The organism is Ancylomarina salipaludis (assembly GCF_004122035.1).
In the GTDB taxonomy this organism is placed as follows: domain Bacteria; phylum Bacteroidota; class Bacteroidia; order Bacteroidales; family Marinifilaceae; genus Ancylomarina; species Ancylomarina salipaludis.
Map to the genome: position 1 here is coordinate 20,789 of NZ_SAXA01000005.1, position 25,112 is coordinate 45,900.

Consider the following 25,112-nt stretch of genomic DNA (forward strand, 5'->3'; position numbering starts at 1 on the left):
TCAATATAAGAATAGCAATCACAACCCAATGTTTATTGGGACTAAAATATTAAAAAATGAAAAATTTACTTGTTGCATTTTTAGCATTAATTCTTTGCTCGTGCCAGGCACCAGTTAAAGATACCATTACGATTCATGGAAAAGTGAAATTTCCTGATAATCGGTTTAAAATGAATATTATTAAGCGAAATGGTTTTGATAAAACCATAGTCGATTCTGTAGCAGTGAATCCTGATGGGACTTATAAGTTTGAGATGAAGGTGGATAAGCCAGGTGTTTACACCTTGGATTGTCAGAAGTGGCAGTCGGTTCAATTTTGGGCTGAAGATGAAGATTTAAAAGTTGATTTCAGGGGCCAGGATACGGCTAAAATGAAGATTAAAAATCCGCCTTATGTTTATATTGATGGTGGTAAAAGTAATGAGGTAATGAATTTGTTATCTTATAATTACTATCGTAATTACCAAAGTATGATTGCTGCCGGAAAGGTTATGTATGAGGCTTCATTGTCAGATTGTGAAAAGTGGAAAGAAGTTGCCGGTAAAGGTTATAATGCTTGTTATGACGATCTTGATGCCAGAACCCGTTATATCGCAGAACATTACGCTGATCGTAATTCAATTATCTCGGTATTGAGTTCTTTAAGAAAAGAAAGTGATAAACCTTTGGTTGAGAAAATTATTAAAACTTTGGAGGCAAAGAATCCGAATTACCAGCCTTTAATTGATTACAAAAATGCCAGAGATGAAGCAATTGCTCAAAAAGAAAGATTAGCGATTGGAAAAGAAGCGCCAATTTTTGAATTCCCTGATGTAGATGGAAAAATGATTAATCTTAAGGATTTCAGAGGTAACTATCTGATTGTAGACTTTTGGGCATCGTGGTGCGGCCCATGCCGTAATGAAATTCCTCATTTGAAAGAAACTTACGAGCATTATAAAGATAAAGGTGTTAATATTCTGAGTGTGTCTATTGACAAGAGCAAGAATGCCTGGAAAAAAGCAATGCGTCAGGAAAATATGCCTTGGCCACAAATTCAAGCACCAGGTGCAGGAAAAGATATCATGAAAGAATATCAGTTTAGCGGTATTCCTTATATTATTCTTTTGGATAAAGAAGGGAAGATTGTTGGTAAACAATTGCGAGGAAAGTCTTTAACAGAGAAGTTGGAATCAATTTTTAAATAAGAAAGATGAAGAATACAATATCAAAGTTTTGCTTGATTGTTTTACTGTTGGTTGGAATTTCAGCCAGTGCTTTTTCACAAATGAAACCTGCTAAAATGTTACCGCCTAAAGTGAAAAGAATAGTAACGATAAAGGCTCCGGCTAATGAAGTGTGGAAGTTGATTGCATCGCTTGAGAAAGTAGAAGAATATGCGCCTGCAATAGTAAAATCATCTTCAGCAGACGGACAAGGTCGGGATGCCGTTAGAGAAATGAAAATGGTTGATGGATCAGATCGATTAGAAACCGTTTTGATTTTTGACCCGGATAACAAGCACATTTGTTTCATTCCTTTCGATGAGTATATGCCAGCTGAATATGTGGCAGTTCATATTTATGTTACTGCACAGGGACCTAATAAATGTAAGGTGTCATATAGAGGCTACTTAAATGTGAAAGAAGGACAATCAGAAGGTAAGTTGATTAGGCAGTTGGGATCTGAGTTTACTCAAACACTCAATGGATTAAAAGCTTACATGGAAGCTCAGTAAGTTTGATTAATTAAAAATAAAAGGTGAGAGTTCAGCGATGAAGTTCTCACCTTTTTTTGTTATTACTTTACCCTTGCGTGAGTTGATATTGAGTATGTATTATCTTTTCTTTTGAGTACTGGGTTCTAACTCTATTGGATTAGAAATTTTATCCACAAACAATCCTGAAAATCGGTGGACATATGAAGTAACAAGCCAATGGCTATAATTCGTGATTTTGGAAAGAAAACCATAATAAAATAAGCTGCAATGGCATGATAGGAGTGCAGGGGATGGAAACCAATACTGCATCGTCCTGCTTCGAATATAGGCGTGGCTAATAAATGATCCAAATCAACCAGCATGCTTGCAAGCATTATCAGCCAAGCCTTTTTCCATTGGTCCCGAAAAAAGAACCAGGCTACAGCTCCAGGAAATAAAAGATGTAAGCTGTAATGCACAATCATTTGCAGGCTATACAGCAGTTCTGTCGTATTCATTCGGATGGATTTGTTTTTTATAATTAAGAGCGAAGTAAAAAAGCTACCCCAGTAGGATAGCTTAAGTGTCATAATTTAAACTTGTTTATGATTTTTCGGCTTTCACTTTTCGTTCATGATCGAGGAAGCCCTTTAGATTTTCTAAATCCAATCGTTTAGCAATGATCTTTTTATTTTTATCTAAAAGGTAAATGGTTGGCGTTGAATACACATCGTAAAAGATTCTAAAATTGCTTTGATAGTTGGGATCGTAGCAATTCACAAAGTCATAGAGTACGTTATCCTCAATGTATTTTTGCCAGGCTTCTTTATCTTGCTGTGTGTAAATCGCCATTATTTTGATGCCTAAGTCTTTATATGGTTCAAGTATTTCAGGTATTAGGTGAGGAGTTACTTTTTTACAGTGTCCACAGTCGGTTTCAAAGAAATACAGAATGGTGTAGTTGGCATCAATTTCATGAAGCCTCACAAATTCGCCGTCAATGGTTTCAAGAGCCAAGTCCTGGGCCTTCATATCAAGTAAATTGTATTGAAGCTTAATCACTCGCTCCTTTATATTAGCCATCAGCGTTGAGTCGGCCCAGGTGGCTTGTCCACTCAAATAGTAACGTCTGGCCAAATCGACAAAAGCAGCATCGACACCCATTATTTTTGATTTAATGGCATAATTAAGCGCATACTGCGTGTAATACTGGAAACATTTTTTGTTTGGTCGGGCTTGTTCAATCAACTTGACAGATTCTTTTACAATAGAATCGCGTTGTTGAATGAGTATGTTTTCGAAGAAAAACTTCAGTTTATCTTTTAGCAAAGGGGTGCGCAGGTATCTATCGTCAGCAGGATTCAGATTTGATAAATAATGATTTTTGGTCCAAAGGTAATTTCTGAGTTTTATTTCTTTTTCTCTGTCAGGAACATCGGAAGCAATCGAGTCGCTGAAATCCGGAGCTTCAGGTGAAAGCGTAAAGTTGGCAAACTCGGATACAAAGCTGGGTTTAGGGAATTTTTCATTTAAGGTTTTGATGTAGGCTTTCACTTCTTTATCGGCTTTTTCAAAAAGTGCCCGGTATTCAGCCTTGGCTTTTTCATCTTTAAGTTTGTCTTTATATTCCGCCTGTAGTTTTCGGCTGTTTTCAGTTTTTTCTTTCATAAATTTCTGAAAGTCAGCGAAAGCCTCACTTTCCTCTGATCCTTTTATGGTAAGCATATTGACAAAATCTTCTGAGTTCGATTTGATTGAGAATTCCTGATCATTGCCAATCAAGAGATCGAAGTATTTTTGTGAGGGCAAATAAACCACGTAGATGCCTTGATCCAGTAGACTATCCTTTTGAAACAAGCCAACACCATTGACAAGTTGGGTGGTATCATCGGCAAAAATTCGCCCATCTAGATAGTGGGCAAGGTAAGCAGAGCTATCACTAACATTCTCAAGTTTGATATCAATTTTTAAGTTTTGAGCATGAGCGCTAAAACTTCCAAAAAAAACTGCAGAAAGCAGCATGAAAGATCTGTAAAGTAATTTCATGTGTATTATATGATAGGTGAAAAATTTAAAGCTGAAAATTACGAAATATTGGAATTAAAATAGCCGATCTTATGAATTGAAACGTCAATAATTGTTAATTGAATCATAAATACCGTAATTTGCATCGGCTTTGTGGTTTTGAAGGGGAAAATTATGTTGTGATTTTCCAGCGTATAACTTTCAGTTAATAGATTATGGAGAGACTTGATTGATATCTAATAATCAATTGCTATTTTTAGGGTCTCAAAAAAAATAAAACATTATTAAGCATGACAAAAGAATTTCAAGCGACTCAATATAAACTGGAATCCGTAAAAACAGGTAAACGATTTGAAGATGAAGGTTGGACCTTGGATGCTCCGGGCGAAAGTGATCCGTCATTAATTCGAGCGATCTACGAAAATAAACAATTGGAAGTAAAGGATAATTCTTTAGGGATTTATAAGTTTTCTGATTGGTTGCCAATTCGTAAAACCCTGGAAGGTTCTTCAGCGCCTGCAACTTACAAGAGTGAAGGTTTAGCAAAGTATTTAGGCTTAAATAATTTGTATATCACGTTTAGTGGGTATTGGCCAGAGAAAGGGGCTAATTTTCGTACCTGTTCATTTAAAGAGACTGAGGCATATGCGGTAAGTGGTCGATTGAATTCAACCGATCAGGTTTTGGTTGTAGCTTCTGCTGGTAATACGGCCAGAGCTTTTGCTCGTGTTTGTTCTGATAATAATATTCCTTTGCTACTTTCAGTACCAGAGGATAACCTGTCGGCACTTTGGTTCGATGAGCCAATTAAAGATAATGTGCGTTTGATTGCAACCAAATCGGGAAGTGATTATTTTGATGCCATACATCTGTCGAATTTGGCTTGTGCTTTGGATGGCTTCGTGGCCGAAGGTGGAGCTAAGAATGTCGCTCGTCGCGATGGTATGGGAACGACGGTTCTTTCAGCGGTTAGTGAGATTGGTCAGATTCCTGATTATTACTTTCAGGCTGTAGGAAGTGGAACGGGTGCTATTGCTGCCTGGGAAGCGAATCTTCGTTTTATTGAAGATGGTCGTTATGGTCAGAACAAGATGAAGTTGATGGTTTCTCAGAATGCACCATTTCTTCCTATACACGATGCCTGGAAAGCAGATTCTCGCGCCATGTTGCCATTGGAGGATGAGTTGGCACGGAAGCAGGTTGAAGAGATTGATGCAAAAGTATTGTCGAATCGTAAACCGCCATACCCAATTGCCGGAGGTTTGTTCGATGCGATGAAAGATGCCGGAGGTGATGTTCTCGTTGCCAGCAATGAGGAAGCGCTTGAAGCAGCCAAACTATTTCTGGAAACTGAAGGAAACGATATTCATCCCGCAGCTGCTGTTGCAGTTGCTACCTTGGTCAAACAAGCTCAGGAAGGCAAGCTTGATAAAGATGCCTGCATCATGCTAAATATCACAGGAGGTGGTGAAGAGCGAATCAAGAGAGAAAAAGAAGTGATTTATCTTAAGCCTTCACATGTTTTTGATATCGATCCAGATATGGAAACTGTAAGAGAAGTGCTGGAAAAGTTATTCTAGTCTTGAAGGATAAAGGATAAAGGATAAAGGATAAAGGATAAAGGATAAAGGATAAAGCCGCGAATCAAAGATTTGATTTGCGGCTTTTTTGTGGATTAATAAGATCTTAGAATATTGAAAGTTCTGATTTTGTGGTCAGTAGTTCTAAGGCTAAAATACCCTTGTACGAATTCCCTTTCTTATTTAATCGGGGACTCCAGACAGCTACAGCGTATTTGCCTGGATGAATGGCTACAATGCCGCCTCCAACTCCTGATTTGCCTGGTAAACCCACTTTAAATGAAAACTCACCCGCTTCGTCGTAAAAACCACAGCATTGCATAATGGCATTAATACGTTTGGATTGACTGGTTGTGATGATGCGTTCATTTGAGTTTGGAATGCAACCATTATTGGCAAAAAGCAGGAAGGTTTGTGCCAATTCTTCACAGGTCATTTCAATGGAACAAATATCGTAGTAGAAGTCTAAAACATCATCAATGGAGTTTTCGATATTATCAAATGATTTCATCATGTTGATGAGTGCTGCATTTCTGTAACCATGTGCTTTTTCAGATGCTGAAATCTTTGGGTTGTAATTGATATTTGAGTTAAGAGCTAGTTTTTGTACAAAAGCCAGAAAATCATCCTTTGGATTTTCGAGTTGGCTCAGTAAGATATCGCAAATAACAATGGCTCCTGCATTAATAAATGGGTTTCGTGGAATGCCGTGTTCGTATTCCAGCTGAACTAAGGAATTAAATGGTGTGCCGGATGGTTCAACTCCAACGCGTTTCCATATTTTAACCCCTTCGTTTTTAATTGCCAGGCAAAGCGATAAAACCTTAATGATACTTTGGCATGAAAATTTTTCCTGATGATCGCCCAGACCATAACTGTTTCCTTCAAGTGAAATGTAATGAATGCCGAATTTATTGGGATTGATATTCGCCAATTCGGGTATATAACTTGCAACCTGTCCTTTGTCATTTTTATCTGCAAGTTCGGTGTAGATGTCCTGAAGTATCTGTTTTAGTTCCATTGTTTAATTTATTGTGGGGCGCAAATGTAATGAATTTGTTAATGTGTAAAGATGATTCATCAAACAAGTTTTACATCCTTTTACGGCTTGAATTATTTTTAGGTTTTTTTTCTGTAACTGATTAAACCGGCAAGAATGATTAGTGCTCCGGAAACTATAATCAGGGATAAACCAATACCCCAGATATCGGCACTGACTCCAAAGATAAAGGCGATACCAGCCGAGAACAATGTTCGAAGTTGTGATTGTGATGAATAAACAGAGGTTAGTAGTTCACTGGGAACATGGTCTGCAACAAATGAAGTTAAAATAGGTTTGCGAACATTCTCTATAATATAAATAAGTGCAAAGGCTATAAAAGCGCCAATCCACATTTCAGAAACATAGAAAATACCACAAATAACACCAAAACTGAGGCCTAAAAAGAGCGTTTTTCTAACGAAATTGGAAGGTGCTTTTTGTAGGAAGAAAGTAGAATATTGAGAGGCATAGGCAGTTAGTAAATAAATGGCAAAATAGAGAATTCCGATTATTAATCCGTTTTGTCTGTCTATATCAAGCCCAATAAAATTTGGAATCAGAAGAGCAATTGCCAGCATGATAGCTTGTATATAATCTTTTAAAGCCTTTAGATAAGCGGTGTGGAATGCTGATGTACTAACCAGTTTGAATACCGATTTTCGCTTCATCACCTTGTATAAACTGTTGAAGCTCTTTATTAAAGATTTATCTTCTTTTGGTTTGTGCATAATTGCTTTGTCAATTTCCGAAGGATAGCTCAGGATTAGAATGAAATTGATGGCATAGGGAATCACGGAATAGATAAAGATGTTTTGGTAGTTTCCATCTATTAAAACCAAAACTCCCGCCACTAGTGAAGATAGGGCAGAGCCACGTTGCGACCACGATCGGGTGTGTCCGTAATATTCCGATTTAAAGTTCATCCAATTATTTAGCTTCAGATAATCCATCATCATGCCTTTGTGTGAACCCGAACGGAAGGCGTCTGCCATACCAAATATGATAAAACCTACTAGATAAAACCAAAAATTGTTTGATAGCCAGAATATAAGGAAGGAGAGTGTAAATATGAGAAGAGCTCCAGCCAAAGATTTTTTTCGTCCGTAATTATCAGCAATCAGTCCGGAAGGAATCTCGAACAGATTTGTAATGATTTCTCTGACAGCATACAGTGTCCCAATCTGGGTGTAACTCATTCCTTTATCTAAAAGAAAAAGAATGAGGAAGGCATCAAAAAAACGTAGATTTTTAAGGAAGCCATAGGCACAGAACTTTCGGTATTGGGAATTTTTAAGCTTAATATTCATTTTAAAAGAGGATAAATTGGAGCTTCAATGCAAAATAAGAAATGATTTTCAGACTTGTAGCTAGGTTTTAGTAAAAGAATTGGATTAAAAAATCATGTTCGCATCATGTTGTAGAACAGATTCGGACTTCAGATCATCTTTAATGTAATAAAATTGCAAATACTATTATTAACAGTACGAGATTAAGGTTAACTATGTGTTTATGTTTCTTGTTTGTGTTGTTATACTTTTGTCTGTGAGTTCGTTGTGCAGAATTACTGTAAAACGAATCAGATGGTCTATATCGTTTGCAATAAAATGCATTTAATATTGAAAAAAATCATTAATGATAAAAGTCATGTAAATCATTAAGTGCAGGTATTGTAGAACATAGAAGAGTTAATGAAGAATTATTTCTTCAATATGAAAATATTTATAAATTTGGAATCGAAAGACAAACAGGAAATATTGTTTTGAATTCAAGCAGGCACATAATTAACTAAATGCAGCACTTGTTGCGTTTCTAATCAAGTTTAGGGATATGATTAAAAATAGGAAATTATTAGTTAGAGATCTTACCTTAAGAGATGGACAACAATCGCTTTTTGCGACAAGAATGCCTCAGGCAGAAATTGAGAAGGTTCTTCATTTGTATAAAAAAGCGGGTTTTTATGCTTTGGAAGTATGGGGTGGTGCTGTTCCTGACTCAGTGATGCGTTATTTGAACGAGGATCCTTGGTATCGTCTTGAATCAATCAAAAAAGAGATTGGTGATGTTTCTAAACTGACGGCTTTGTCTCGTGGACGAAATCTGTTTGGTTACAATCCTTATCCTGAGTCGGTGATTGAAAAATTCAATACACAATCCGTTAAGTCGGGCTTGGGTATCATGCGTATTTTCGATTGTCTTAACGATATTGAGAACATGAAATCGACCATTAAGTATGTGAAAGCAGCTGGTGGTATTGCCGATTGTGCGGTTTGTTATACAGTAGATTCAAAATTTCCCGAGAAAAAAGAGGATCGTGACCGATTGACTGTTAAGAATCTTCCTGATCAGATTTTTGATCTTGAATATTTTGTAAATCTGGCCAAGAAATTGGAGGCTATGGGTGCCGACATGATTTCCTTAAAGGATATGGCAGGTTTGGCTTCACCTTCGCGTGCAGGGCAAATTATTCGCCGATTCAAAGAGGAATTGACTGTTCCTGTTGACTTTCACTCTCATTCAACCCCGGGATACGGGTTGGCCTCAGCTTTAACAGCTATTATTAATGGTGTTGATATTATTGATACAAACATCATGAACTTTGCTGGCGGTTCTGCGGCTCCTGCTTATGAGTTGATCTACCTTTTCTGCCAGAAATTGGGTATTGAATTGAATGGTGATGCCAAAACGATTGTTGAGATAAATAAAATACTAAAAGAAATTCGTTTGGGAGCTTTGGCTGAAGTTGATAGCTATAAGCAATTCCCTATCGAATTTGATATTACAAAAGATAAGCTACCGGCTGATATCGACAAATTGTTCGATGATGCCATTGAGTATGCTAAAACAGATAAAGAAGATGAGCTTTTAGTGGCTTGTCATGCTATCGAAAAATATTTTAATTTCCCGGCTCCTAACGAAATGGTTAAGAAAGCCGAGATTCCTGGTGGTATGTATACCAACATGCTGAACCAGTTGAAAGCTTTAGGTTTGGAAACCCTACTCGAGAGAGTGTTGGAAGTTGTACCAGTGGTGCGCCTGGATGCAGGCTGTCCGCCATTGGTAACTCCTTCTTCTCAAATTATCGGGGTACAGGCTGTAAACTGTGTAATCGATGAGAATTCAGGTCGTCAGTTTTACACCAATGTTTCCAACCAATTCTTCAGTCTTGTAAAAGGAGAGTACGGTAGAACACCTATCGAAATTGCGCCTGAATTCCGTGAGAAAATCACAGGGAAGGCTGAGAAAGAAGATTATGACGTGAGCAAATATCAGTCTCCAGAGAACCCAAGGCTTCCTCAATACGGGGACGTAAAATTGGCTAAGGACGATAAAGAGTTCATGCTTTTGGAGTTGTTCCCATTGGTAGCCAAAGGCTATTTGGAAGGTAAGCGTAAGGCTGAATTTGAAGCCAAGCGTGAGGCTAACAGAAAGTCAATTGCTGCAGAGCGTGCAAAAATAAAACGTACGGCTAAACTTAAAATTCGTGACCTGACCCTGCGTGATGGTCAGCAGTCTTTATTTGCCACTCGTGTGCCTCAGCACGAAATAGAGAAAGTATTGCCATATTATAAAGCGGCTAATTTCTATGCCATGGAAGTTTGGGGTGGGGCTATTCCTGATTCAGTAATGCGTTATTTGAATGAGGATCCATGGTATCGATTGGAATCAATTAAAAAGGAAATAGGCGATGTGTCTTATTTAACGGCTCTGTCTCGTGGTCGTAACCTATTTGGTTATAGTCCATATCCGGAATCGGTGATCGAAGGTTTCAATAAAAATGCAGTGAAAAGTGGTTTGGGTATCATGCGTATTTTCGATTGTCTGAACGACGTGAAAAATATGGAAACCACCATTAAGTATATTAAGGAAGCGGGCGGTATTGCTGACTGTGCTGTGTGTTATACGGTTGATCCGAAATTTACACGCAAGCAGCGCATTCAAGCCATGTTTTCGGGTAAAAAGTTGCCTAAGAAAATCTTTGATGTTGATTATTTCATAAACAAAGCAAAGCAGATGGAAGCTTTGGGTGCTGATATGATTTCAGTAAAGGATATGGCTGGATTGATTCCTCCATCACTTTCAGGAAAAATTGTGAAGCGTCTGAAAAATGAGGTGAAAGTGCCTATCGATTTCCATACGCATTGTACACCAGGTTATGGTTTGGGTGCAGTATTGATGGCTATTGTAAATGGAGTTGATATTGTTGATACCAATATACTGAACTTTGCCGGTGGACCAGCTGCTCCGGCTTTCGAGATCATTCAGATTTTTGCTGATAAGCTTGGTTTGGATACGGGTGTCGATTTGGATGCTGTTGTGAAGATCAATGCGGAATTGAAAGGTATTCGTGAGCGAATTGCAGAATTTGACTCATATAAGATGTTCCCTCGTGAGTTCGATATTACAGCCGATTATTTACCAGCTGATATCGATGCGCTTTTCGACAAGGCAATTTCATTGGCTAAGGCTGATAATGAAGCTGAGTTGTTGGAGGTTTGTAACGCCATTGATGCCTGGTTTAATTTCCCGGCTCCTAACGAAGAAGTTAAGAATGCTGAAATTCCAGGTGGAATGTACACCAATATGTTGGCTCAATTGAAAGGTTTGGGGCTTGAAGACTTATTGCCAACCGTACTTAAGAAAGTTCCTGAGGTTCGAGTGGCTGCCGGTTGTCCTCCTTTGGTTACACCATCATCACAAATTATTGGTGTACAGGCTGTAAACTATGTTTTGGATGTGAACAGCGGAAAAGCACCCTATACCAATGTGAACAATCAGTTCTTCAACTTGGTGAAAGGGGAGTATGGTGAGACACCAATTGATATTGATCCGGATTTCCGTCAGAAAATTTGTGGTCAGCGTGAAGCAACGCCGTATGACGTGAGTAAATATAAAGCACCTGAAAACCTAGTTTTGGAAGAGTTTGGTGGTGTTAAGCTTGCTCAGAATGAGAAGGAAATGTTGTTGTTGGAATTATTCCCAACGGTAGCCTTGCCTTACCTTAAAAATCTTAGAGCTGAAGCTTTCTATAACGAGCAGGCTGAGATAGAAGAAGAGAAGCAAAGAGAAGCGGCTGAACGTCGTGCGGCTTTCGATAGTATGTCAGCTGAAGAAAAAGAGGAAAAAGTTTTGAGAGGTTTATACAATATTGAGTGGTTGTCAGCACAAGACAAAACTGAAATTAAGCAACCGGAATGGAAAGTGTCGAAACTTGACCAAAAAACCATCGATATGCTGAATCGCGAAAAACCTAAAAGCACACTAAAAGGAGAATAATCTCTTTGTAGTTTTACTCCAGATAAAAGCTCCATCCAAACAGGGTGGAGCTTTTTGTTTACATTCGGAAATGCATTCTGAATTGAGGTTTACCAGCTTAAGAAAAGCGTAGTCCAGAATGCTAAAGGAACAACTGTATTCCAAATAATATCCTCCCTGTGTCTGGCTCTTTCCAATCGGCAAGATTCAGCCTGATATCTCAACTTATTGATTTTTTCCTGTTCCTGATGACGTAACAACTCCTTTTCTTTATAAATATTATTCAGATAATACTCAGCCTCATAATTTTTATCAGGTCTGGCTTCTTGCACACTGATCAGATCTTTTTCGGCATCGTCTATATAGTTTAGATGATACAGTGCCATGCCTCTTTGTAATTTGACCTCATTTAGGTAGGGCTGTTTTTTTAAGACGTGATCAAAATCCCGGACAGCCAGTTCGTAATTCTTCAGTTGCATGTAGGCATAACCTCGGTCTTGAAATATTCTGGCATAATAGGGCATAATTTGAATAGCCGTATCTAATTGAGCAATGGCTTCCTGATACTTCCCTTCCAAAATCAACATTCTACCCTTGTCGTGATAATCCTTATAGCGCTCTACATTCTGAGCCTTAATAGAGGCAAAGCTGATTATAATAAGAGTCAGTAAAGTGATGATTTTATTCATGATATTCTGTTTTAAATAGTTTTACTTTTTAATTTTCCGAACAGAAATTAGCAAGTATTGTACCATTGTTGATTCATAATATACACCTTCTTTCATTGATCATCAAATCCTCAAATCAACATATCCCCTCATCAAGTTTTATTTTTTTAATTTCGATTCAAAAGCTTTTTTGAATTTCTCTATCTTTGGTTTTATTACAAAACTGCAGTAGGGTTGTGATTTATTCAAATTGTAGTAATCCTGATGGTAGTTTTCAGCTTTATAGAATTCCTTGGCAGGAGAAATTTCTGTAACGATTGGGTCGTCCCAGGCTCCTGATTTATCAAGGGATTTTAAAAGGTCTTCTGCAATTTGTTTTTGATTGTCATTGTGATAAAAAATAACGGAACGGTATTGGGTCCCAACGTCTGCACCTTGTCTGTTTAAAGTTGTCGGATTGTGAATTTGCCAAAAAACTTCGAGAAGTTCTTCAAAGCTAATAATTGTTGGGTCAAATGTTATTTGACAAACTTCAGCATGTCCCGTCTCGCCCGTACAAACATCTTTGTAGCTTGGATTGAGAGTTTCTCCTCCCATATAGCCAGATTCGACATTAATGACGCCTTTTAATTCTTCAAAGATTGTTTCGACACACCAAAAGCACCCTGCGCCTAGTGTCGCTATTTCTGTATTTTTTTTCTCCATTTCTGATTGTGTGCTGGCCTGACTAAGTGTAGAGAGTAACAGGCCTATTATTACTAATTTAAGTTTCATTTTTTTAAGTTCCGGATAGATATAAAAACTCTTATTTGAAATCATTCTAAAGGTACGAACTCAGATGTGAAAATAAAACAAAAAGATGTTAATGTCTGGTTAATTGTAGGGTTGAGTTTGAGTAGATTATTAAGATTTTGATTATTCATATGATTATAGAAGGATATTTTATTTAGTTTTAAGCATGCAAAATAATGAAGCTAAAATTGTAGGAATTGTATTGTCTGGTGGCAAAAGCAAGAGGATGGGGCAGGAGAAAGGCTTGGTGAAGTACCGAGGCAAAGCTTTGATTGAATATGCCATTGATACTTTAAAGCCGCTTTGTCACGAACTGGTGATCAGTACTGCAAATGGCGACTATGCTTATCTTGATTTACCAATGATAGCCGATAAAATTCCCGATTGTGGACCGATTGGTGGTATCAGCACCTGTATGAAGTCTGTTGAAGCTGATATTTACCTTGTTATTTCATGCGATACCCCACATATACCAACTGCACTGTTTGTTGATTTATTGAATCAATTAAAGGGCAATGCTATCATACCCATAGACGAATCTGGTCGTCAGCAACCTTTAGTTGCTGCTTATGCTTCATCAGCATCAAATTACTTCCATCAAGCGCTTCAATCGCGGAATTTGAAAATGATGAATCTCATTTCAAGCCTGGAGACTCAATTTTTTATACTTTCATCAGATCTTGATTATTATTCCGCAAACACCTTCACAAACTTCAATCGTATGGAAGATATTTCAGACATTAAAGTATGAATATAATTCTATTTATTCACGATCTAAATAGTTCTGTTTTCTTCTGATTTTAAGGTGATTGAATGGTTTTATTCTTTAGAATAAATCTAAAATGTTGTCAGTGATTTTAAAACATTTTTTCAATTGCTCTTTTTATATATGTTTACATGCATAAATCTAAGTTTCTAGATGTGTTGATGTGTGTAGGTTTGCAGTTTATAGCTTGATAAGCCAACCTATTCAACAATCTTTAAAAGCAAATTTTTATCATCTGAAGAAATTTTGTTATTGAAATAGATAAATAAGAATACCTAAATTCTATGGAGATTTCCATACGACCTAAATATGAAAATTAGTATCATATGAACAGCAGAAGACAATTTTTAAAAATTAGTTCTTTAAGCGCTGCCGGATTAATCTTTGGAGGAGGCCTTTTGGATGCCTTCGCTAGTAATCTGGTTAAAACCAATCCATCCCATTTTAAGGGACCCTTTGACTTTACACGCACCCCTACATACTGTGAAGTATGTTTCTGGAAGTGTGCAGGTTGGGTTTATAAAGATGAGAATGGTCGCATAAAGAAAATCATTGGTAACAATGATGACCCTAACTGTAATGGACGTTTCTGTCCTCGTGGTACCGGCGGTGTTGGTATGTACAACGATGAGGATAGACTTAAGACACCTTTGATTCGTACAGAGGAAAGGGGTAAGCAAACTTTTCGTGAAGCAACATGGGATGAAGCTTTCGACTACATTGCTGCAAAACTGAAAAAGGTTAAAGAAGAGCATGGTCCGGAATCATTAGCTCTGTTTTCTCATGGTTCAGGAGGTAAATATTTTGGCAATGTATTAAAGGGCTTAGGCTCTAATAATATTGCAGCTCCGTCCTATGCACAATGTAGAGGTCCCCGCGAGGTTGCCTTTATTGCGACATATGGTCAAGGGATTAATTCTCCTGAGAATACAGATATTCGCGATACCAAGTGTTTGGTTCTGATTGGTTCGCATATTGGTGAAAATATGCATAATGGTCAGGTTCAGGAAATGTCTGATGCTATTGACAAAGGTGCGACTATCATCACTGTAGATCCACGCTTTTCAACAGCGGCAAGTAAATCAAAATTTTGGTTGCCAATTAAGCCATCGACTGACATGGCTTTGCTTCTGACTTGGATGAACGTAATCATCAACGAAGAACTTTACGATAAGAAATATGTTGAAAAATATTGCTACGGTTTCGATCAATTAAAAGAGCATGTTCAACAATATACACCTGAGTGGGCATATGGTGTAACAACACTTAAACCACAACAGATTAGAGAAACGGCTCGAGCTATGGCTAATGCTGCTCCTGCTGTTATTGTCCACCCGGGACGACATGTAACCTGGTATGGTGACGATACGCAGAGATTGAGAGCCGTTGCCATCTTGAATGCCTTATTGGGCTCATGGGGAAGACGTGGTGGTTTTTACAATCCTGAAAAGGCAAGTGTTCCTCATTATAAGATTCCAAAGTTTCCAAAACCAAACAAATCGTGGAGAGAAGCTTTAGGTGGCAAATATAAATTAGCTGACTTAGCCTTGGCTTCGGGCCTTTGTGATGCCTCTATGCCAAGTCCGGAATTGGGACATCAAATTAAAGCCTGGATTGTAAATGGTACCAACTTAATTAACACTTTACCTAATCAAGCTAATACCTTAAAGGCGATTCAAGAGCTCGATTTAATTGCTGTGGTTGATACCATGCCAATGGAAATCACAGGTTATGCTGATGTGGTTTTACCAGAGTGTACTTATTTAGAGCGATACGACTCTTTGAGAGTATCACAGGGAAGAGAGCCAAGTATTGCTCTTAGAATGCCTGCTGTTGAGCCTAAATATAATACTAAGCCAGCTTATTGGATGGCTAGAGAAATAGCTAAAAGACTTGACTTGCTAGATTATTTTCCATTTGAGAATCTTGAAGATGAGATTGATTGGGAGCTTCAGCAGGTAGGTACTTCATTGGAAGAAATGCAACGAATAGGTGTGAAGCGTATTAAGCGAGAAGTTGATGATTTGTATTTTGCTAAGGATGAAGATATAGAATTCAATACCAATACAGGAAAGATTGAGCTTTATTCGACATCGCTTGCGGATGAAGGCTTTGAGCCAATGCCTGTATTTGTTCAACACCCAGAGCCTCAGGAAGGTTTCTACCGTTTAATCTACGGACGTGCACCAATGCATACTTTTAGTCGTACGGCCAACAACCCAAACCTGACAGATTTAATGGATGAAAATACCCTATGGGTTAATCCAAAGGTTGCTAAGGAGTGGGATTTGAAAAATGATCAATATGTCTATCTGGAAAATCAAGATGGCATTATTTCCGATTTCTCAATTAAGGTAAGAGTCACCGAACGTATTCGTTTCGATTCAGTTTATATGGTTCATGGATTTGGACATGCTGATAAGCGAATGAAACGTTGTTTCGGTAAAGGAGTTAGTGATACACAACTTATCACTAATGTTATGACTGACCCAATTATGGGTGGTACCGGAATGAGAGGAAATTTTGTAACATTTAGATTTGATAATAAAAAGGAGGCCTAAACTATGAGATATGCAATGGCTATCGATACCAAAAAGTGTGTGGGCTGCAGCGACTGTGTAGTGGCTTGTCAAACCGAGAATGATGTACCTATTGGTTACTGTCGGGATTGGGTCGTAGAGGTGATGGATGGCACTTATCCGCAACTTGAAATGGAAATTCGTTCAGAGCGATGCAATCACTGTAAGAACTCTCCATGTGTGCGATGTTGTCCTACAGGTGCCAGTCATTATAATGAAGGCGGTATTGTTCTGGTTGAAAAAGATAAGTGTATAGGCTGTAGTGCTTGTATTACATCTTGTCCTTACGATGCGCGTTTTGTTCATCCTGAAGGCTATGTTGATAAGTGTACGTTTTGTTTGCACCGTGTTAAAAAAGGGATGAAACCGGCTTGCGTTTCTGTCTGCCCAACCAAGTGTATGTATTTTGGTGATTTGGATGATCCCAGGTCTGAAGTTTCTATGATTCTTAAAAAGAGAAAATGGAAGACTCTGATTCCGGAAGCAGGAACAAAACCTCAGTTATACTTTTTAATCTAAATGTTTTTAATTGCTAGATTGCTAAATGATTAAAATGTTCAATATTATAATGAGCCAATTATTCCGTTTTAACAATCTAACACTATAACAATTTAATACTATGCGTGAAGAAATAATTGTTAGTGGTAGAAACAACCCGCTTATCGATCCCCAGCTTCATATTTGGCACTGGGAGATTCCTTTGTATCTATTTTTAGGTGGATTGGCAGCCGGAGTTTTGTTCTTTGCTGCTTTATATACCATTAGAAACAGAGAAAATGATTACCGTACCGCTGTAAAGATTGCACCTTTTGTTGCACCTGTTGCTCTTGTTATTGGTCTGCTTGCTCTGTTTTTAGATTTGCATCACAAACTTTATTTTTGGAGACTATATACGACTATTAGATTGGATTCGCCCATGTCGTGGGGGGCTTGGACTTTAATGTTGGTTACGCCACTGTCAATGTTGTGGTGTGCTCTACATATCAAAGAGCTTTTCCCTAAGTGGGACTGGAAGTTTGATATTATAAAAGATGTGTTAGCTTTCTTTGAAAAGAATAAGAAAGTTTTAGCCTGGATCATGTTGATTTCATCAGCAATACTGGGTATTTATACGGGAATTCTGTTCTCAGCATTTAATGCTCGTCCGCTTTGGAATACATCGATTCTAGGACCTTTGTTCCTGGCATCTGGTTTATCTGCTGGTTCAGCAATTACCATTTGGTTATCGAAAGACCATGCTGAGAAAAAGCGTTTTGCACAACTTGATTTAATGATCATTGGCGTTGAATTATTCTTAATTATTCACATGTTCATGGGATTTTTGGCAAGTACACAAGTTCAGATCGAAGCAGCCAACTTATTTTTAGGTGGTGCTTATACGGCTCCATTCTGGATCTTCGTTGTTATCCTGGGGATGATTGTTCCCGCGATATTGGAAATCCTTGAATTGAGAAAATTTAAAATACCTGTAGTTATTCCTGTAGTCCTGGTTCTATTCGGTAGTTTAATGTTACGTTTCATTATTGCTTATGCAGGTCAAGCTAGTCGCTGGCTTTATTAAATATAACAAATCAAGAATTTATAATCGTTTCTCAAGTCACATTGAGATGGTAAAATATAAATCATATGAACGAAGTAAAGAAAACTAAATATTGGAACCCATACATCGGAGGTGTCATGTTGGGTTTGGTACTATTATCTGCAAATTTTATTTCTGGTAGAGGATTAGGCGCTAGTGGCGCTTTAAAATCTGTTGTTGTAACGACTGTAAATACTGTTGCACCTGATCATGCTGAGAATACTGCATTTTATAAGGATTATAACGAAACTCACAAAAATCCAATGAAATCATGGTTGGTTTTTCAGGTCTTTGGTGTTTTAGTAGGTGGATTTTTATCCGGAACATTTGCTAAAAGATTGAAATTTAAGGTTGAACATTCGCCTAAAATTTCGTCTAAGCGAAGATTAATTTTTGCTCTTATTGGTGGTGCTTTTTTTGGATTTGGTTCCCAGTTAGGACGAGGTTGTACTTCTGGTTCTGCATTGAGTGGAATGGCCGTTTTATCCCTTGGTGGATTTATAACAATGGCATGTATTTTCGGAACGGCCTTCGGCTTAGCCTATTTCTTCCGTAAAAACTGGATTTAAAAACTATTTCTTCAAATGTTTAAGTTTTGAGTCATAAAAACTCAATTCTAAAAACTAAAAAAAATAAAATATTATGGGACCATTAGTAGTAAATGAAATAATTTCTCCGGATACCAATTTGTTCTTAGCCTTTTTAATAGGTATTGGTTTCGGATTTGTATTAGAATCAAGTGGCTTTTCATCCAGCAGAAAATTGGCTGGTATGTTTTATGGCTACGACACAACTGTATTGAAAGTATTCTTTACGGCTGCAATCACTGCATTACTAGGTATGTTATTCTTCAGCCTGTTTGGATGGGTAGATTTGAGCCTTATTTATATCAATCCAACTTTCCTACATTCTGCAATTGTAGGTGGTGTCATCATGGGTGCTGGTTTTATTATGGGAGGTTTTTGCCCCGGAACAGCATTTTGTGCTATTTCAATTGGTAAACTGGATGCTTTGGCCTTTATCGGTGGTTTATTTATTGGAATCGTTGCCTTTACCGAAGGTTACCCTATGTTTGAAGAGCTTTATAAAGCGGAGTTTATGGGAACGCCTACAATCAATGAATTCTTAGGTTTATCTCGTGGTTTATTTTCTTTTGGTTTAATTGCTGCTGCTTTTGGTATGTTTTGGGTAGGCGAATGGGCTGAAAAGAAATTCCCTAGAGAAGAGTATTAAAATCAATTAGGAATTTCGAATTATGATTTTGGAATAAATCTGTAATTCGTAATTTAAAATTTGTAATTCTACAATCATGAATATAAGATTAAAATTAGCAGCAGTTTTCCTTCCCTTAGGATTAATTATTGCAGCTGTACCTGAAAATACAACAAAAGCTTATAAGCTAACGGCAGAAGAATTGCTTGTGGAAGCTCAGGAAGGTGCTCAGTTTATGAGTACTGATGAAATTGCTGATATGTTGGTACAAAAAGATCCATCGTTTCAGCTGATTGATGTGAGAGCTCAGAATGAGTTCGAGAAGTTTCATTTACCTAATGCCATCAATATTCCTATTTCTGAGATTTTATCGGAAGATTGGGCTGACGTTTTGGATCAGGATGTGAAGATGAATGTTTTTTATTCAAACGGAACCTTAAAAGCCAATGAGGCATGGATGATTACACGTCAGTTGGGTTTTAACAACAATTATGTGCTTCAGGGTGGTTTGAACTACTGGATTGAAACAATTCTGAATCCAACTGCTCCAGCCTCAACAAGTCCTGATGAAGAGATTGCTAAATACGATTTCCGTAAGGGGGCTGGTATGGCTCTTGGTGGTGCTTCAGTGAGTACGACAAGCGCTACAACATCGAGTTCTCCTATGCCAGCTGTTAAGAAGAAAAAGAAGAAAAAACGTGCTGCGGGTGGTTGTTAATCCTCTTGTAATACGAGTATAAAAAAAGTGCTTACCAATTTGGTGAGCACTTTTTTTGTTTCTTGTTTTTGCAAGCTTATTTTTTAGTTTCTTTTTTGCTACAAGTCTTTTTGCAATCAGTTTTACATGCTTTTTTTGCTTCCTTATTGCAACATGCTTTTGTACAGTCTGCTTTGCAATCTTTCATTTCAGCCTTTGTACAACAAGCCTTTTTGTCTGCTTTAGTACAAGCTTTTTTGTCAGCCTTTGTACAGCAAGCCTTCTTATCAGCTTTTTTACAACAAGCTTTCTTATCAGTTTTTTTAGTGTCTTTTTTCTGATCTTGTTGTTGAGTTAATGTGATATTAGAATCTGTTGTGATAATTTGGTTAGCTGCTACGCTTACTAAACTCATTGAGAAAACAAACAGAAGTCCGAATACTAATCTTTTCATAATTAATAATTTAAATTGTTTATAAAGTTCTAACCCAGTTCAAATTGGTATGTTAAAGATAATAAAAAGATATTCGAGTCTTCTGTTAATGAATTGTTAAAGGGCTCAGATTTTAATAAATAAAGCCTATTTTTGAATCATAATTTAGTTGATTAAAAGAGTTTTAGAGTTGGATTGGAAATTTGTTTACAATGTGTTGGTGAATCTATTTTTCAGACATCAGTATTCAATTTTATCACATTAAATCGAAATTTTAATAGAATGAAAGCGAGTTTTGTTTCGCTCTTTTTTAAGAATACATATGAATCGATATAAATCACACATATTTATAGGTGTCTCAATTCTAGTTTTGATTATTCTACTGATGATACAAGTTCAGTGGATTAATCAGGCCCGAAAATTGAACGAAGAACAGTTTAGGCATTTAGTGGGACTAGCTCTTCACGAGTCGGTAAGCGAATTTATGAAAGACCAGCAATCCTGTTATGAGATGAGTGAGTGTATGAAAAAACTCAAGTCTAAGTCGGATAGTGCCAGATTAAAGTCAGAAATAAAACGCTTGAATACGATAATTGATGATAAGTTTAAACAGCATCAGATTGAATCGAGTTACACGATTGAAGTTTTATCTAAGGCTGACAAACAACCTCATAGTCGCTGTTTTTATTATAGCATGCAAAAGGCTTTAAGTGATGATAAAGCCATGTTGAATGTGTATTTTGATAAGCGTGAAAAAAACTTGCTTGATAGTATGGGAACCATGTTTATGGCATCTTTGATTGCGATTATAATTTTGTTTTCCCTTTTTGGAATCACCGTTTTATCCTTAATGAGAGATAAAAAGATTCTGGGCAGAACAACTGATCTGATTAATAATATTGCTCACGAATTTAAAACACCCATGGCGAGTATTGCACTGGCATGTGGTATGCTTAAACGTGAGAAGGTTTTATCACAACCGGAAAATGTAGCACATTATTCTGATATTATAGATACCGAGAATAACCGATTGCGATCGCAGGTTGAACAATTGCTTAAATTGGCATGCATCGAGAGGGGCGAATTGAAACTGAATGCCAATGAAGTTTCTATTCATAATCTGCTTACCGAATGCGCCGCATGTCTTGATATTCATCTTAAAGAGAAACAAGGGCAAATTGAATATGAACTGGATGCCAGTCATGATTGTGTAAATGTTGATAAAGATCTGCTTCAGGATGTGTTTAAGAATTTAATTGACAACGCCATCAAGTATTCCGGTGTTCATCCGCAAATAAAAATTTGTACCGAAAGTAAAAACGACCAGCTTCTGGTTTCAATCAGTGATAAGGGCATTGGTATGACCAGAGAAGAACAAAAGCATATTTTCGATCGTTATTACAGAGCACAAACTGGTGATATTCATAATGTGAAAGGGTTCGGAATTGGTTTATCCTATTCAAAAATGATTGTTGATGCGCATAAAGGAACGATTAAAGTTTGGAGTAAAAAGAATATTGGTAGTACATTTACAGTTGTATTACCATTAAGTTAAGTTTATGAATTCTGTAAAAATTCCCAATATTCTTCTGGTTGAAGACGATCCCAGTTTAGGTATGCTAATGAAAGATTTTCTTGGCATGGAAGGTTTTAATGTAACGCTTGCGCGTGACGGTGTTGAAGGCTTGTCTTCTTTTGTTTCGAATAAATTTGATTTATGCCTGTTGGATGTGATGATGCCTTTGATGGATGGTTTTACTCTGGCACGTAAAATCAGAAAAAAGAATGAAGAGATTCCCATTATCTTTTTAACTGCAAAATCTTTAAAGGAGGATAAATTGAATGGTTTTGACCTGGGAGGTGATGATTACATTACTAAACCATTTGATGAGGACGAACTGGTAAGGCGAATTCATGCCGTTCTAAAGCGTTCATTCAAAGTTGAGGATGATGAAGAGTATAAATGCAAAATTGGAAAATTTGAATTTGATCATCCCAATCTTGAACTCACGTACAAGGGCGAGACGACTCGTATTACCAAAAAAGAGGCTGATGTATTAATTATGCTTTGTAATAGTCGTAATTCTTTGGTCAAGCGTGAAGATATTCTGGTGAAGGTATGGGGCGAGAATGATTATTTTATGGGGAGAAGCCTTGATGTATTTATTACAAAATTACGCAAGCATTTAAAACCTGATCCCAATATCAAAATTGAAAATGTCCATGGGGTTGGTTTTATTTTGAGTGATGGTACCAGGTAAGCTTTTTTGAAAAGATTTATGGTATTTGATGTTTTTCCTAAACGAAAATATAAATTCGATCTGCATATAGATAAAAGCTATTCCAATTAATGTCTTACTAAATTTCAATATCCTTTCTAAAATTGTAATTTTGGGGAGGATTTTAAATTTAATACAATGAGTATTTCAAAAAATATAGATGAAATTTTAAATAGCATTCCGGAAAGTGTTAAACTTATTGCGGTTTCAAAAACCAAACCAAAAGAAGATATTGTAGAGGCTTACGAGGGAGGTTATAAGATTTTTGGGGAGAATAAACCTCAGGAACTAAAGCAGAAATTTGAAGCACTTCCTAAAGATATCGAGTGGCATTTTATTGGTCATTTGCAGACGAATAAAGTTAAATATATTGCCGAATTTGTTCATCTTATTCATGCTGTAGATAGTCTGAAACTTTTAACTGAGATCAATAAGCAGGCTCTGAAACACAATCGTATTATCAATTGTCTGTTGCAATTTCATATCGCCAAAGAAGAGAGTAAGTTCGGATATGCTTTGAATGAAGCTCAGGATATGTTGAATTCTGAGGAATTCAGAAATCTTGAAGGCATCAATATTGTTGGCGTTATGGGGATGGCGACTTTTACTGATGATCAGGATCAGGTTCGATCAGAATTTAAGCAACTGAAGACTAATTTCGATGTTTTAAAAACGGAATTCTTCAAAGAAAAAGCTGATTTTAAAGAAATATCTATGGGAATGTCTGGTGATTACCAACTGGCCATTGAAGAGGGAAGTACAATGGTACGAGTAGGAAGTTCTATTTTTGGTACCAGATAAGTTTTGTAGTGTACAACTTAATTGATACCAAGTGAACTTATTCTCCTTTGATTTAGTATTAAGTCAGTTAAAATGATAATTGATTCCTTGAATTAATTATATTTGTTTCAATCAAAAAAAATAAAGAATACTAGCATGATAAATCTTGAAACCACCTATATGGGATTGACTTTAAAAAATCCCATTGTAGTTAGCAGTTCTGGTTTAACCAACTCTGTTCGTAAAATTAAAATATTAGAAGAAAAAGGTGCCGGCGCTGTTGTTTTGAAATCTCTGTTTGAAGAACAAATCACCAACGAAGCTTCACATTTAATCTCTTCAGATCCTAAAAACACGGCTTATCCTGAGGCTGAAGATTACATTATTAATTATGTGAAAGGCAATTCAATTTCGAACTATCTGGAACTAATTCGTGAGGCTAAAAAGGCTGTTTCAATACCGGTTATTGCAAGTATCAATTGTGTTTCAGCTAAAGATTGGACATCTTTTGCAAAAGAGATTGAAAAGGCTGGTGCTGATGCTATCGAGTTAAATGTTTTTATTGTACCCAACGATAGAAACAAATCTTCAGAGGCATATGAAAAACTGTATTACGATGTTTTCTCAGCTGTGAAAAAACAGGTAAATATTCCAATTGCGATGAAATTGGGAATCTATTTTACCAATGTGATGGCTGTTGCCAACCGTTTGAATGCTGATGGTGCTGATGCTTTAGTTTTGTTCAACCGTTTTTATGAGCCGGATATTGATATCGATAAGATGGAAATGACTTCAGCGGATGTATTGAGTTCTCCTTCTGATATTCGTAAATCACTACGTTTTGTTGGAATGCTCAGTGATAAAATTCGCGGTATTGATATTTCTGCATCTACAGGTATTCATGATGGAAAGGCAGCAATTAAGCAGTTGCTGGCTGGTGCTAAAACCGTTCAGCTTTGCTCTACAATCTATGAAAATGGTTTCGATAGGGTATCGGATATTCTGACTGATATAGCCAAGTGGATGGAAGAGAAGGAATTCAAATCTGTTGCAGAATTCAGAGGTAAATTGAGTTATGGCAGAGGTGAGGATTCAGCGATGTATGAAAGAGCTCAGTTTATGAAATATTTTTCAAATACTAAAAAAGAGGTTTTGCAATAAAACGTCTTTTGATCATATTTTAGTCCGAATTATTGTTCGGACTTTTTTTATGCTTTGTTGCGATTTGCTTTATTTTTCTTCTTGCAGATTGAGAAAAAATCCTTACATTTGCGGCGAATTCGTGCGTAATCTCTGGCATCAAGACAGTTATATGTTTATATTGCGTTCGTGAATCTAAAAAAAATCAATACGATGGATTTAATTAAAGTTGCTGAGCAAGCATTTGCTACAGGCGTTGAAGTTCCTGCTTTTGGAGCAGGTGACACTATTAGTGTTTCTTACAAAATTAAAGAGGGTAACAAAGAAAGAATTCAGATCTTTAGAGGTGTAGTTATCCAAATTAAAGGTACTGGTACAACCAAAACTTTTACTATTCGTAAAATGTCTGGTAACGTTGGTGTAGAAAGAATTATTCCAATGAGTTCTCCATTCATCGATAAGATTGAAGTGAACAAAAGAGGTCGTGTTCGTAGAGCTAGAATTTTCTACTTACGTGCTCTTACTGGTAAAAAAGCTAGAATCAAAGAAAGAAGATTCTAATCAGCTTTTAAGAATATTGAAAAAAGCCTTCCGTTTGGAAGGCTTTTT

At 37.0% G+C, this 25,112-nt stretch carries 23 protein-coding genes; 16 read left to right on the top strand and 7 right to left on the bottom strand.

The features are described 5' to 3' along the window. Positions 1-56 precede the first annotated feature (56 nt). Positions 57-1,187, top strand: a complete 1,131-nt coding sequence (locus EO244_RS06720; RefSeq protein ID WP_129253893.1) for a TlpA disulfide reductase family protein — start codon at positions 57-59, stop codon at positions 1,185-1,187. Positions 1,188-1,192: 5 nt separating this feature from the next. Further along, positions 1,193-1,717 carry an SRPBCC family protein gene (locus tag EO244_RS06725; RefSeq protein ID WP_129253894.1) on the top strand — a complete coding sequence of 175 codons (525 nt, stop codon included), beginning with the start codon at positions 1,193-1,195 and terminating at the stop codon, positions 1,715-1,717. A gap of 131 nt (positions 1,718-1,848) precedes the next feature. On the opposite strand, the gene EO244_RS06730 is transcribed toward EO244_RS06725, so the two are convergent. Both EO244_RS06730 and EO244_RS06735 read right to left on the bottom strand, forming a co-directional pair. After that, positions 1,849-2,196, bottom strand: coding sequence for a DUF6122 family protein (locus EO244_RS06730; RefSeq protein WP_129253895.1), 348 nt, complete (start codon positions 2,194-2,196; stop codon positions 1,849-1,851). 85 nt (positions 2,197-2,281) lie between these two features. Next, the gene (locus EO244_RS06735) at positions 2,282-3,724 is read right to left on the bottom strand and encodes a TlpA family protein disulfide reductase (protein ID WP_129253896.1); all 1,443 of its coding nucleotides are present in this window, start codon (positions 3,722-3,724) and stop codon (positions 2,282-2,284) included. A gap of 269 nt (positions 3,725-3,993) precedes the next feature. On the opposite strand from EO244_RS06735, the gene EO244_RS06740 reads away from it, so the two are divergent. Continuing rightward, the gene (locus EO244_RS06740) at positions 3,994-5,283 is read left to right on the top strand and encodes a cysteate synthase (protein ID WP_206734507.1); all 1,290 of its coding nucleotides are present in this window, start codon (positions 3,994-3,996) and stop codon (positions 5,281-5,283) included. A gap of 106 nt (positions 5,284-5,389) precedes the next feature. Here EO244_RS06740 and EO244_RS06745 read toward each other — a convergent pair whose 3' ends face one another. Together EO244_RS06745 and EO244_RS06750 are read right to left on the bottom strand one after the other, a co-directional pair. Beyond that, positions 5,390-6,304 carry a glutaminase gene (locus EO244_RS06745; RefSeq protein ID WP_129253897.1) on the bottom strand — a complete coding sequence of 305 codons (915 nt, stop codon included), beginning with the start codon at positions 6,302-6,304 and terminating at the stop codon, positions 5,390-5,392. Positions 6,305-6,402: 98 nt separating this feature from the next. Continuing rightward, a complete protein-coding gene (locus EO244_RS06750) occupies positions 6,403-7,632 on the bottom strand; it encodes an MFS transporter (RefSeq protein WP_129253898.1) in 1,230 nt (409 codons plus the stop codon). 520 nt (positions 7,633-8,152) lie between these two features. On the opposite strand from EO244_RS06750, the gene EO244_RS17005 reads away from it, so the two are divergent. Continuing rightward, positions 8,153-11,599, top strand: a complete 3,447-nt coding sequence (locus tag EO244_RS17005) for a hypothetical protein (RefSeq protein ID WP_206734508.1) — start codon at positions 8,153-8,155, stop codon at positions 11,597-11,599. Positions 11,600-11,688: 89 nt separating this feature from the next. Here EO244_RS17005 and EO244_RS06760 read toward each other — a convergent pair whose 3' ends face one another. Both EO244_RS06760 and msrA read right to left on the bottom strand, forming a co-directional pair. Then, positions 11,689-12,267: a tetratricopeptide repeat protein gene (locus EO244_RS06760; RefSeq protein ID WP_129253899.1), complete on the bottom strand. Its 579-nt coding sequence runs from the start codon at positions 12,265-12,267 to the stop codon at positions 11,689-11,691. 138 nt (positions 12,268-12,405) lie between these two features. Beyond that, positions 12,406-13,020: a peptide-methionine (S)-S-oxide reductase MsrA gene (msrA, locus tag EO244_RS06765; RefSeq protein WP_129253900.1), complete on the bottom strand. Its 615-nt coding sequence runs from the start codon at positions 13,018-13,020 to the stop codon at positions 12,406-12,408. A 184-nt stretch (positions 13,021-13,204) separates the two neighbouring features. On the opposite strand from msrA, the gene EO244_RS06770 reads away from it, so the two are divergent. From EO244_RS06770 to EO244_RS06800, 7 genes are all read left to right on the top strand, one after another. Next, positions 13,205-13,789 carry a molybdenum cofactor guanylyltransferase gene (locus EO244_RS06770; protein ID WP_129253901.1) on the top strand — a complete coding sequence of 195 codons (585 nt, stop codon included), beginning with the start codon at positions 13,205-13,207 and terminating at the stop codon, positions 13,787-13,789. Between the two features lie 341 nt (positions 13,790-14,130). Next, a complete protein-coding gene (locus tag EO244_RS06775; RefSeq protein WP_129253902.1) occupies positions 14,131-16,365 on the top strand; it encodes a molybdopterin-containing oxidoreductase family protein in 2,235 nt (744 codons plus the stop codon). A 3-nt stretch (positions 16,366-16,368) separates the two neighbouring features. Next, entirely contained in the window at positions 16,369-16,902 is a 534-nt protein-coding gene (locus tag EO244_RS06780; RefSeq protein WP_129253903.1) for a 4Fe-4S dicluster domain-containing protein, read from the top strand. 100 nt (positions 16,903-17,002) lie between these two features. Continuing rightward, entirely contained in the window at positions 17,003-17,944 is a 942-nt protein-coding gene (gene nrfD, locus EO244_RS06785; RefSeq protein WP_129253904.1) for an NrfD/PsrC family molybdoenzyme membrane anchor subunit, read from the top strand. Positions 17,945-18,009: 65 nt separating this feature from the next. Further along, positions 18,010-18,531, top strand: coding sequence for a YeeE/YedE thiosulfate transporter family protein (locus tag EO244_RS06790; protein ID WP_129253905.1), 522 nt, complete (start codon positions 18,010-18,012; stop codon positions 18,529-18,531). A gap of 73 nt (positions 18,532-18,604) precedes the next feature. After that, positions 18,605-19,195: a YeeE/YedE thiosulfate transporter family protein gene (locus tag EO244_RS06795; RefSeq protein WP_129253906.1), complete on the top strand. Its 591-nt coding sequence runs from the start codon at positions 18,605-18,607 to the stop codon at positions 19,193-19,195. A gap of 76 nt (positions 19,196-19,271) precedes the next feature. After that, positions 19,272-19,892: a rhodanese-like domain-containing protein gene (locus tag EO244_RS06800; protein ID WP_129253907.1), complete on the top strand. Its 621-nt coding sequence runs from the start codon at positions 19,272-19,274 to the stop codon at positions 19,890-19,892. A gap of 76 nt (positions 19,893-19,968) precedes the next feature. Here the strand turns inward: EO244_RS06800 and EO244_RS06805 are convergent, their stop codons facing one another. Then, a complete protein-coding gene (locus EO244_RS06805) occupies positions 19,969-20,325 on the bottom strand; it encodes a hypothetical protein (protein WP_129253908.1) in 357 nt (118 codons plus the stop codon). 364 nt (positions 20,326-20,689) lie between these two features. Here EO244_RS06805 and EO244_RS06810 point away from each other — a divergent pair, with 364 nt between their 5' ends. From EO244_RS06810 to rplS, 5 genes are all read left to right on the top strand, one after another. Beyond that, positions 20,690-21,859 (top strand): sensor histidine kinase, encoded by a 1,170-nt coding sequence (locus EO244_RS06810; RefSeq protein ID WP_164977432.1) that lies wholly within the window; start codon positions 20,690-20,692, stop codon positions 21,857-21,859. Between the two features lie 4 nt (positions 21,860-21,863). Continuing rightward, the gene (locus EO244_RS06815; RefSeq protein WP_129253910.1) at positions 21,864-22,565 is read left to right on the top strand and encodes a response regulator transcription factor; all 702 of its coding nucleotides are present in this window, start codon (positions 21,864-21,866) and stop codon (positions 22,563-22,565) included. A 156-nt stretch (positions 22,566-22,721) separates the two neighbouring features. Beyond that, complete coding sequence (locus tag EO244_RS06820; RefSeq protein ID WP_129253911.1) at positions 22,722-23,384, top strand: YggS family pyridoxal phosphate-dependent enzyme; 663 nt, start codon at positions 22,722-22,724, stop codon at positions 23,382-23,384. A gap of 135 nt (positions 23,385-23,519) precedes the next feature. Further along, the gene (locus EO244_RS06825) at positions 23,520-24,524 is read left to right on the top strand and encodes a dihydroorotate dehydrogenase-like protein (protein WP_129253912.1); all 1,005 of its coding nucleotides are present in this window, start codon (positions 23,520-23,522) and stop codon (positions 24,522-24,524) included. A 192-nt stretch (positions 24,525-24,716) separates the two neighbouring features. Then, positions 24,717-25,064 (top strand): 50S ribosomal protein L19, encoded by a 348-nt coding sequence (rplS, locus tag EO244_RS06830; protein WP_129253913.1) that lies wholly within the window; start codon positions 24,717-24,719, stop codon positions 25,062-25,064. The last annotated feature ends 48 nt before the right edge of the window (positions 25,065-25,112 follow it).

Coding starts and splice junctions, on each gene's coding strand:
- EO244_RS06720 (WP_129253893.1), top strand. CDS start 57: ATGAAAAATTTACTTGTTGCATTTTTAGCATTAATTCTTTGCTCGTGC.
- EO244_RS06725 (WP_129253894.1), top strand. CDS start 1,193: ATGAAGAATACAATATCAAAGTTTTGCTTGATTGTTTTACTGTTGGTT.
- EO244_RS06730 (WP_129253895.1), bottom strand. CDS start 2,196: ATGAATACGACAGAACTGCTGTATAGCCTGCAAATGATTGTGCATTAC.
- EO244_RS06735 (WP_129253896.1), bottom strand. CDS start 3,724: ATGAAATTACTTTACAGATCTTTCATGCTGCTTTCTGCAGTTTTTTTT.
- EO244_RS06740 (WP_206734507.1), top strand. CDS start 3,994: ATGACAAAAGAATTTCAAGCGACTCAATATAAACTGGAATCCGTAAAA.
- EO244_RS06745 (WP_129253897.1), bottom strand. CDS start 6,304: ATGGAACTAAAACAGATACTTCAGGACATCTACACCGAACTTGCAGAT.
- EO244_RS06750 (WP_129253898.1), bottom strand. CDS start 7,632: ATGAATATTAAGCTTAAAAATTCCCAATACCGAAAGTTCTGTGCCTAT.
- EO244_RS17005 (WP_206734508.1), top strand. CDS start 8,153: ATGATTAAAAATAGGAAATTATTAGTTAGAGATCTTACCTTAAGAGAT.
- EO244_RS06760 (WP_129253899.1), bottom strand. CDS start 12,267: ATGAATAAAATCATCACTTTACTGACTCTTATTATAATCAGCTTTGCC.
- msrA (WP_129253900.1), bottom strand. CDS start 13,020: ATGAAACTTAAATTAGTAATAATAGGCCTGTTACTCTCTACACTTAGT.
- EO244_RS06770 (WP_129253901.1), top strand. CDS start 13,205: ATGCAAAATAATGAAGCTAAAATTGTAGGAATTGTATTGTCTGGTGGC.
- EO244_RS06775 (WP_129253902.1), top strand. CDS start 14,131: ATGAACAGCAGAAGACAATTTTTAAAAATTAGTTCTTTAAGCGCTGCC.
- EO244_RS06780 (WP_129253903.1), top strand. CDS start 16,369: ATGAGATATGCAATGGCTATCGATACCAAAAAGTGTGTGGGCTGCAGC.
- nrfD (WP_129253904.1), top strand. CDS start 17,003: ATGCGTGAAGAAATAATTGTTAGTGGTAGAAACAACCCGCTTATCGAT.
- EO244_RS06790 (WP_129253905.1), top strand. CDS start 18,010: ATGAACGAAGTAAAGAAAACTAAATATTGGAACCCATACATCGGAGGT.
- EO244_RS06795 (WP_129253906.1), top strand. CDS start 18,605: ATGGGACCATTAGTAGTAAATGAAATAATTTCTCCGGATACCAATTTG.
- EO244_RS06800 (WP_129253907.1), top strand. CDS start 19,272: ATGAATATAAGATTAAAATTAGCAGCAGTTTTCCTTCCCTTAGGATTA.
- EO244_RS06805 (WP_129253908.1), bottom strand. CDS start 20,325: ATGAAAAGATTAGTATTCGGACTTCTGTTTGTTTTCTCAATGAGTTTA.
- EO244_RS06810 (WP_164977432.1), top strand. CDS start 20,690: ATGATACAAGTTCAGTGGATTAATCAGGCCCGAAAATTGAACGAAGAA.
- EO244_RS06815 (WP_129253910.1), top strand. CDS start 21,864: ATGAATTCTGTAAAAATTCCCAATATTCTTCTGGTTGAAGACGATCCC.
- EO244_RS06820 (WP_129253911.1), top strand. CDS start 22,722: ATGAGTATTTCAAAAAATATAGATGAAATTTTAAATAGCATTCCGGAA.
- EO244_RS06825 (WP_129253912.1), top strand. CDS start 23,520: ATGATAAATCTTGAAACCACCTATATGGGATTGACTTTAAAAAATCCC.
- rplS (WP_129253913.1), top strand. CDS start 24,717: ATGGATTTAATTAAAGTTGCTGAGCAAGCATTTGCTACAGGCGTTGAA.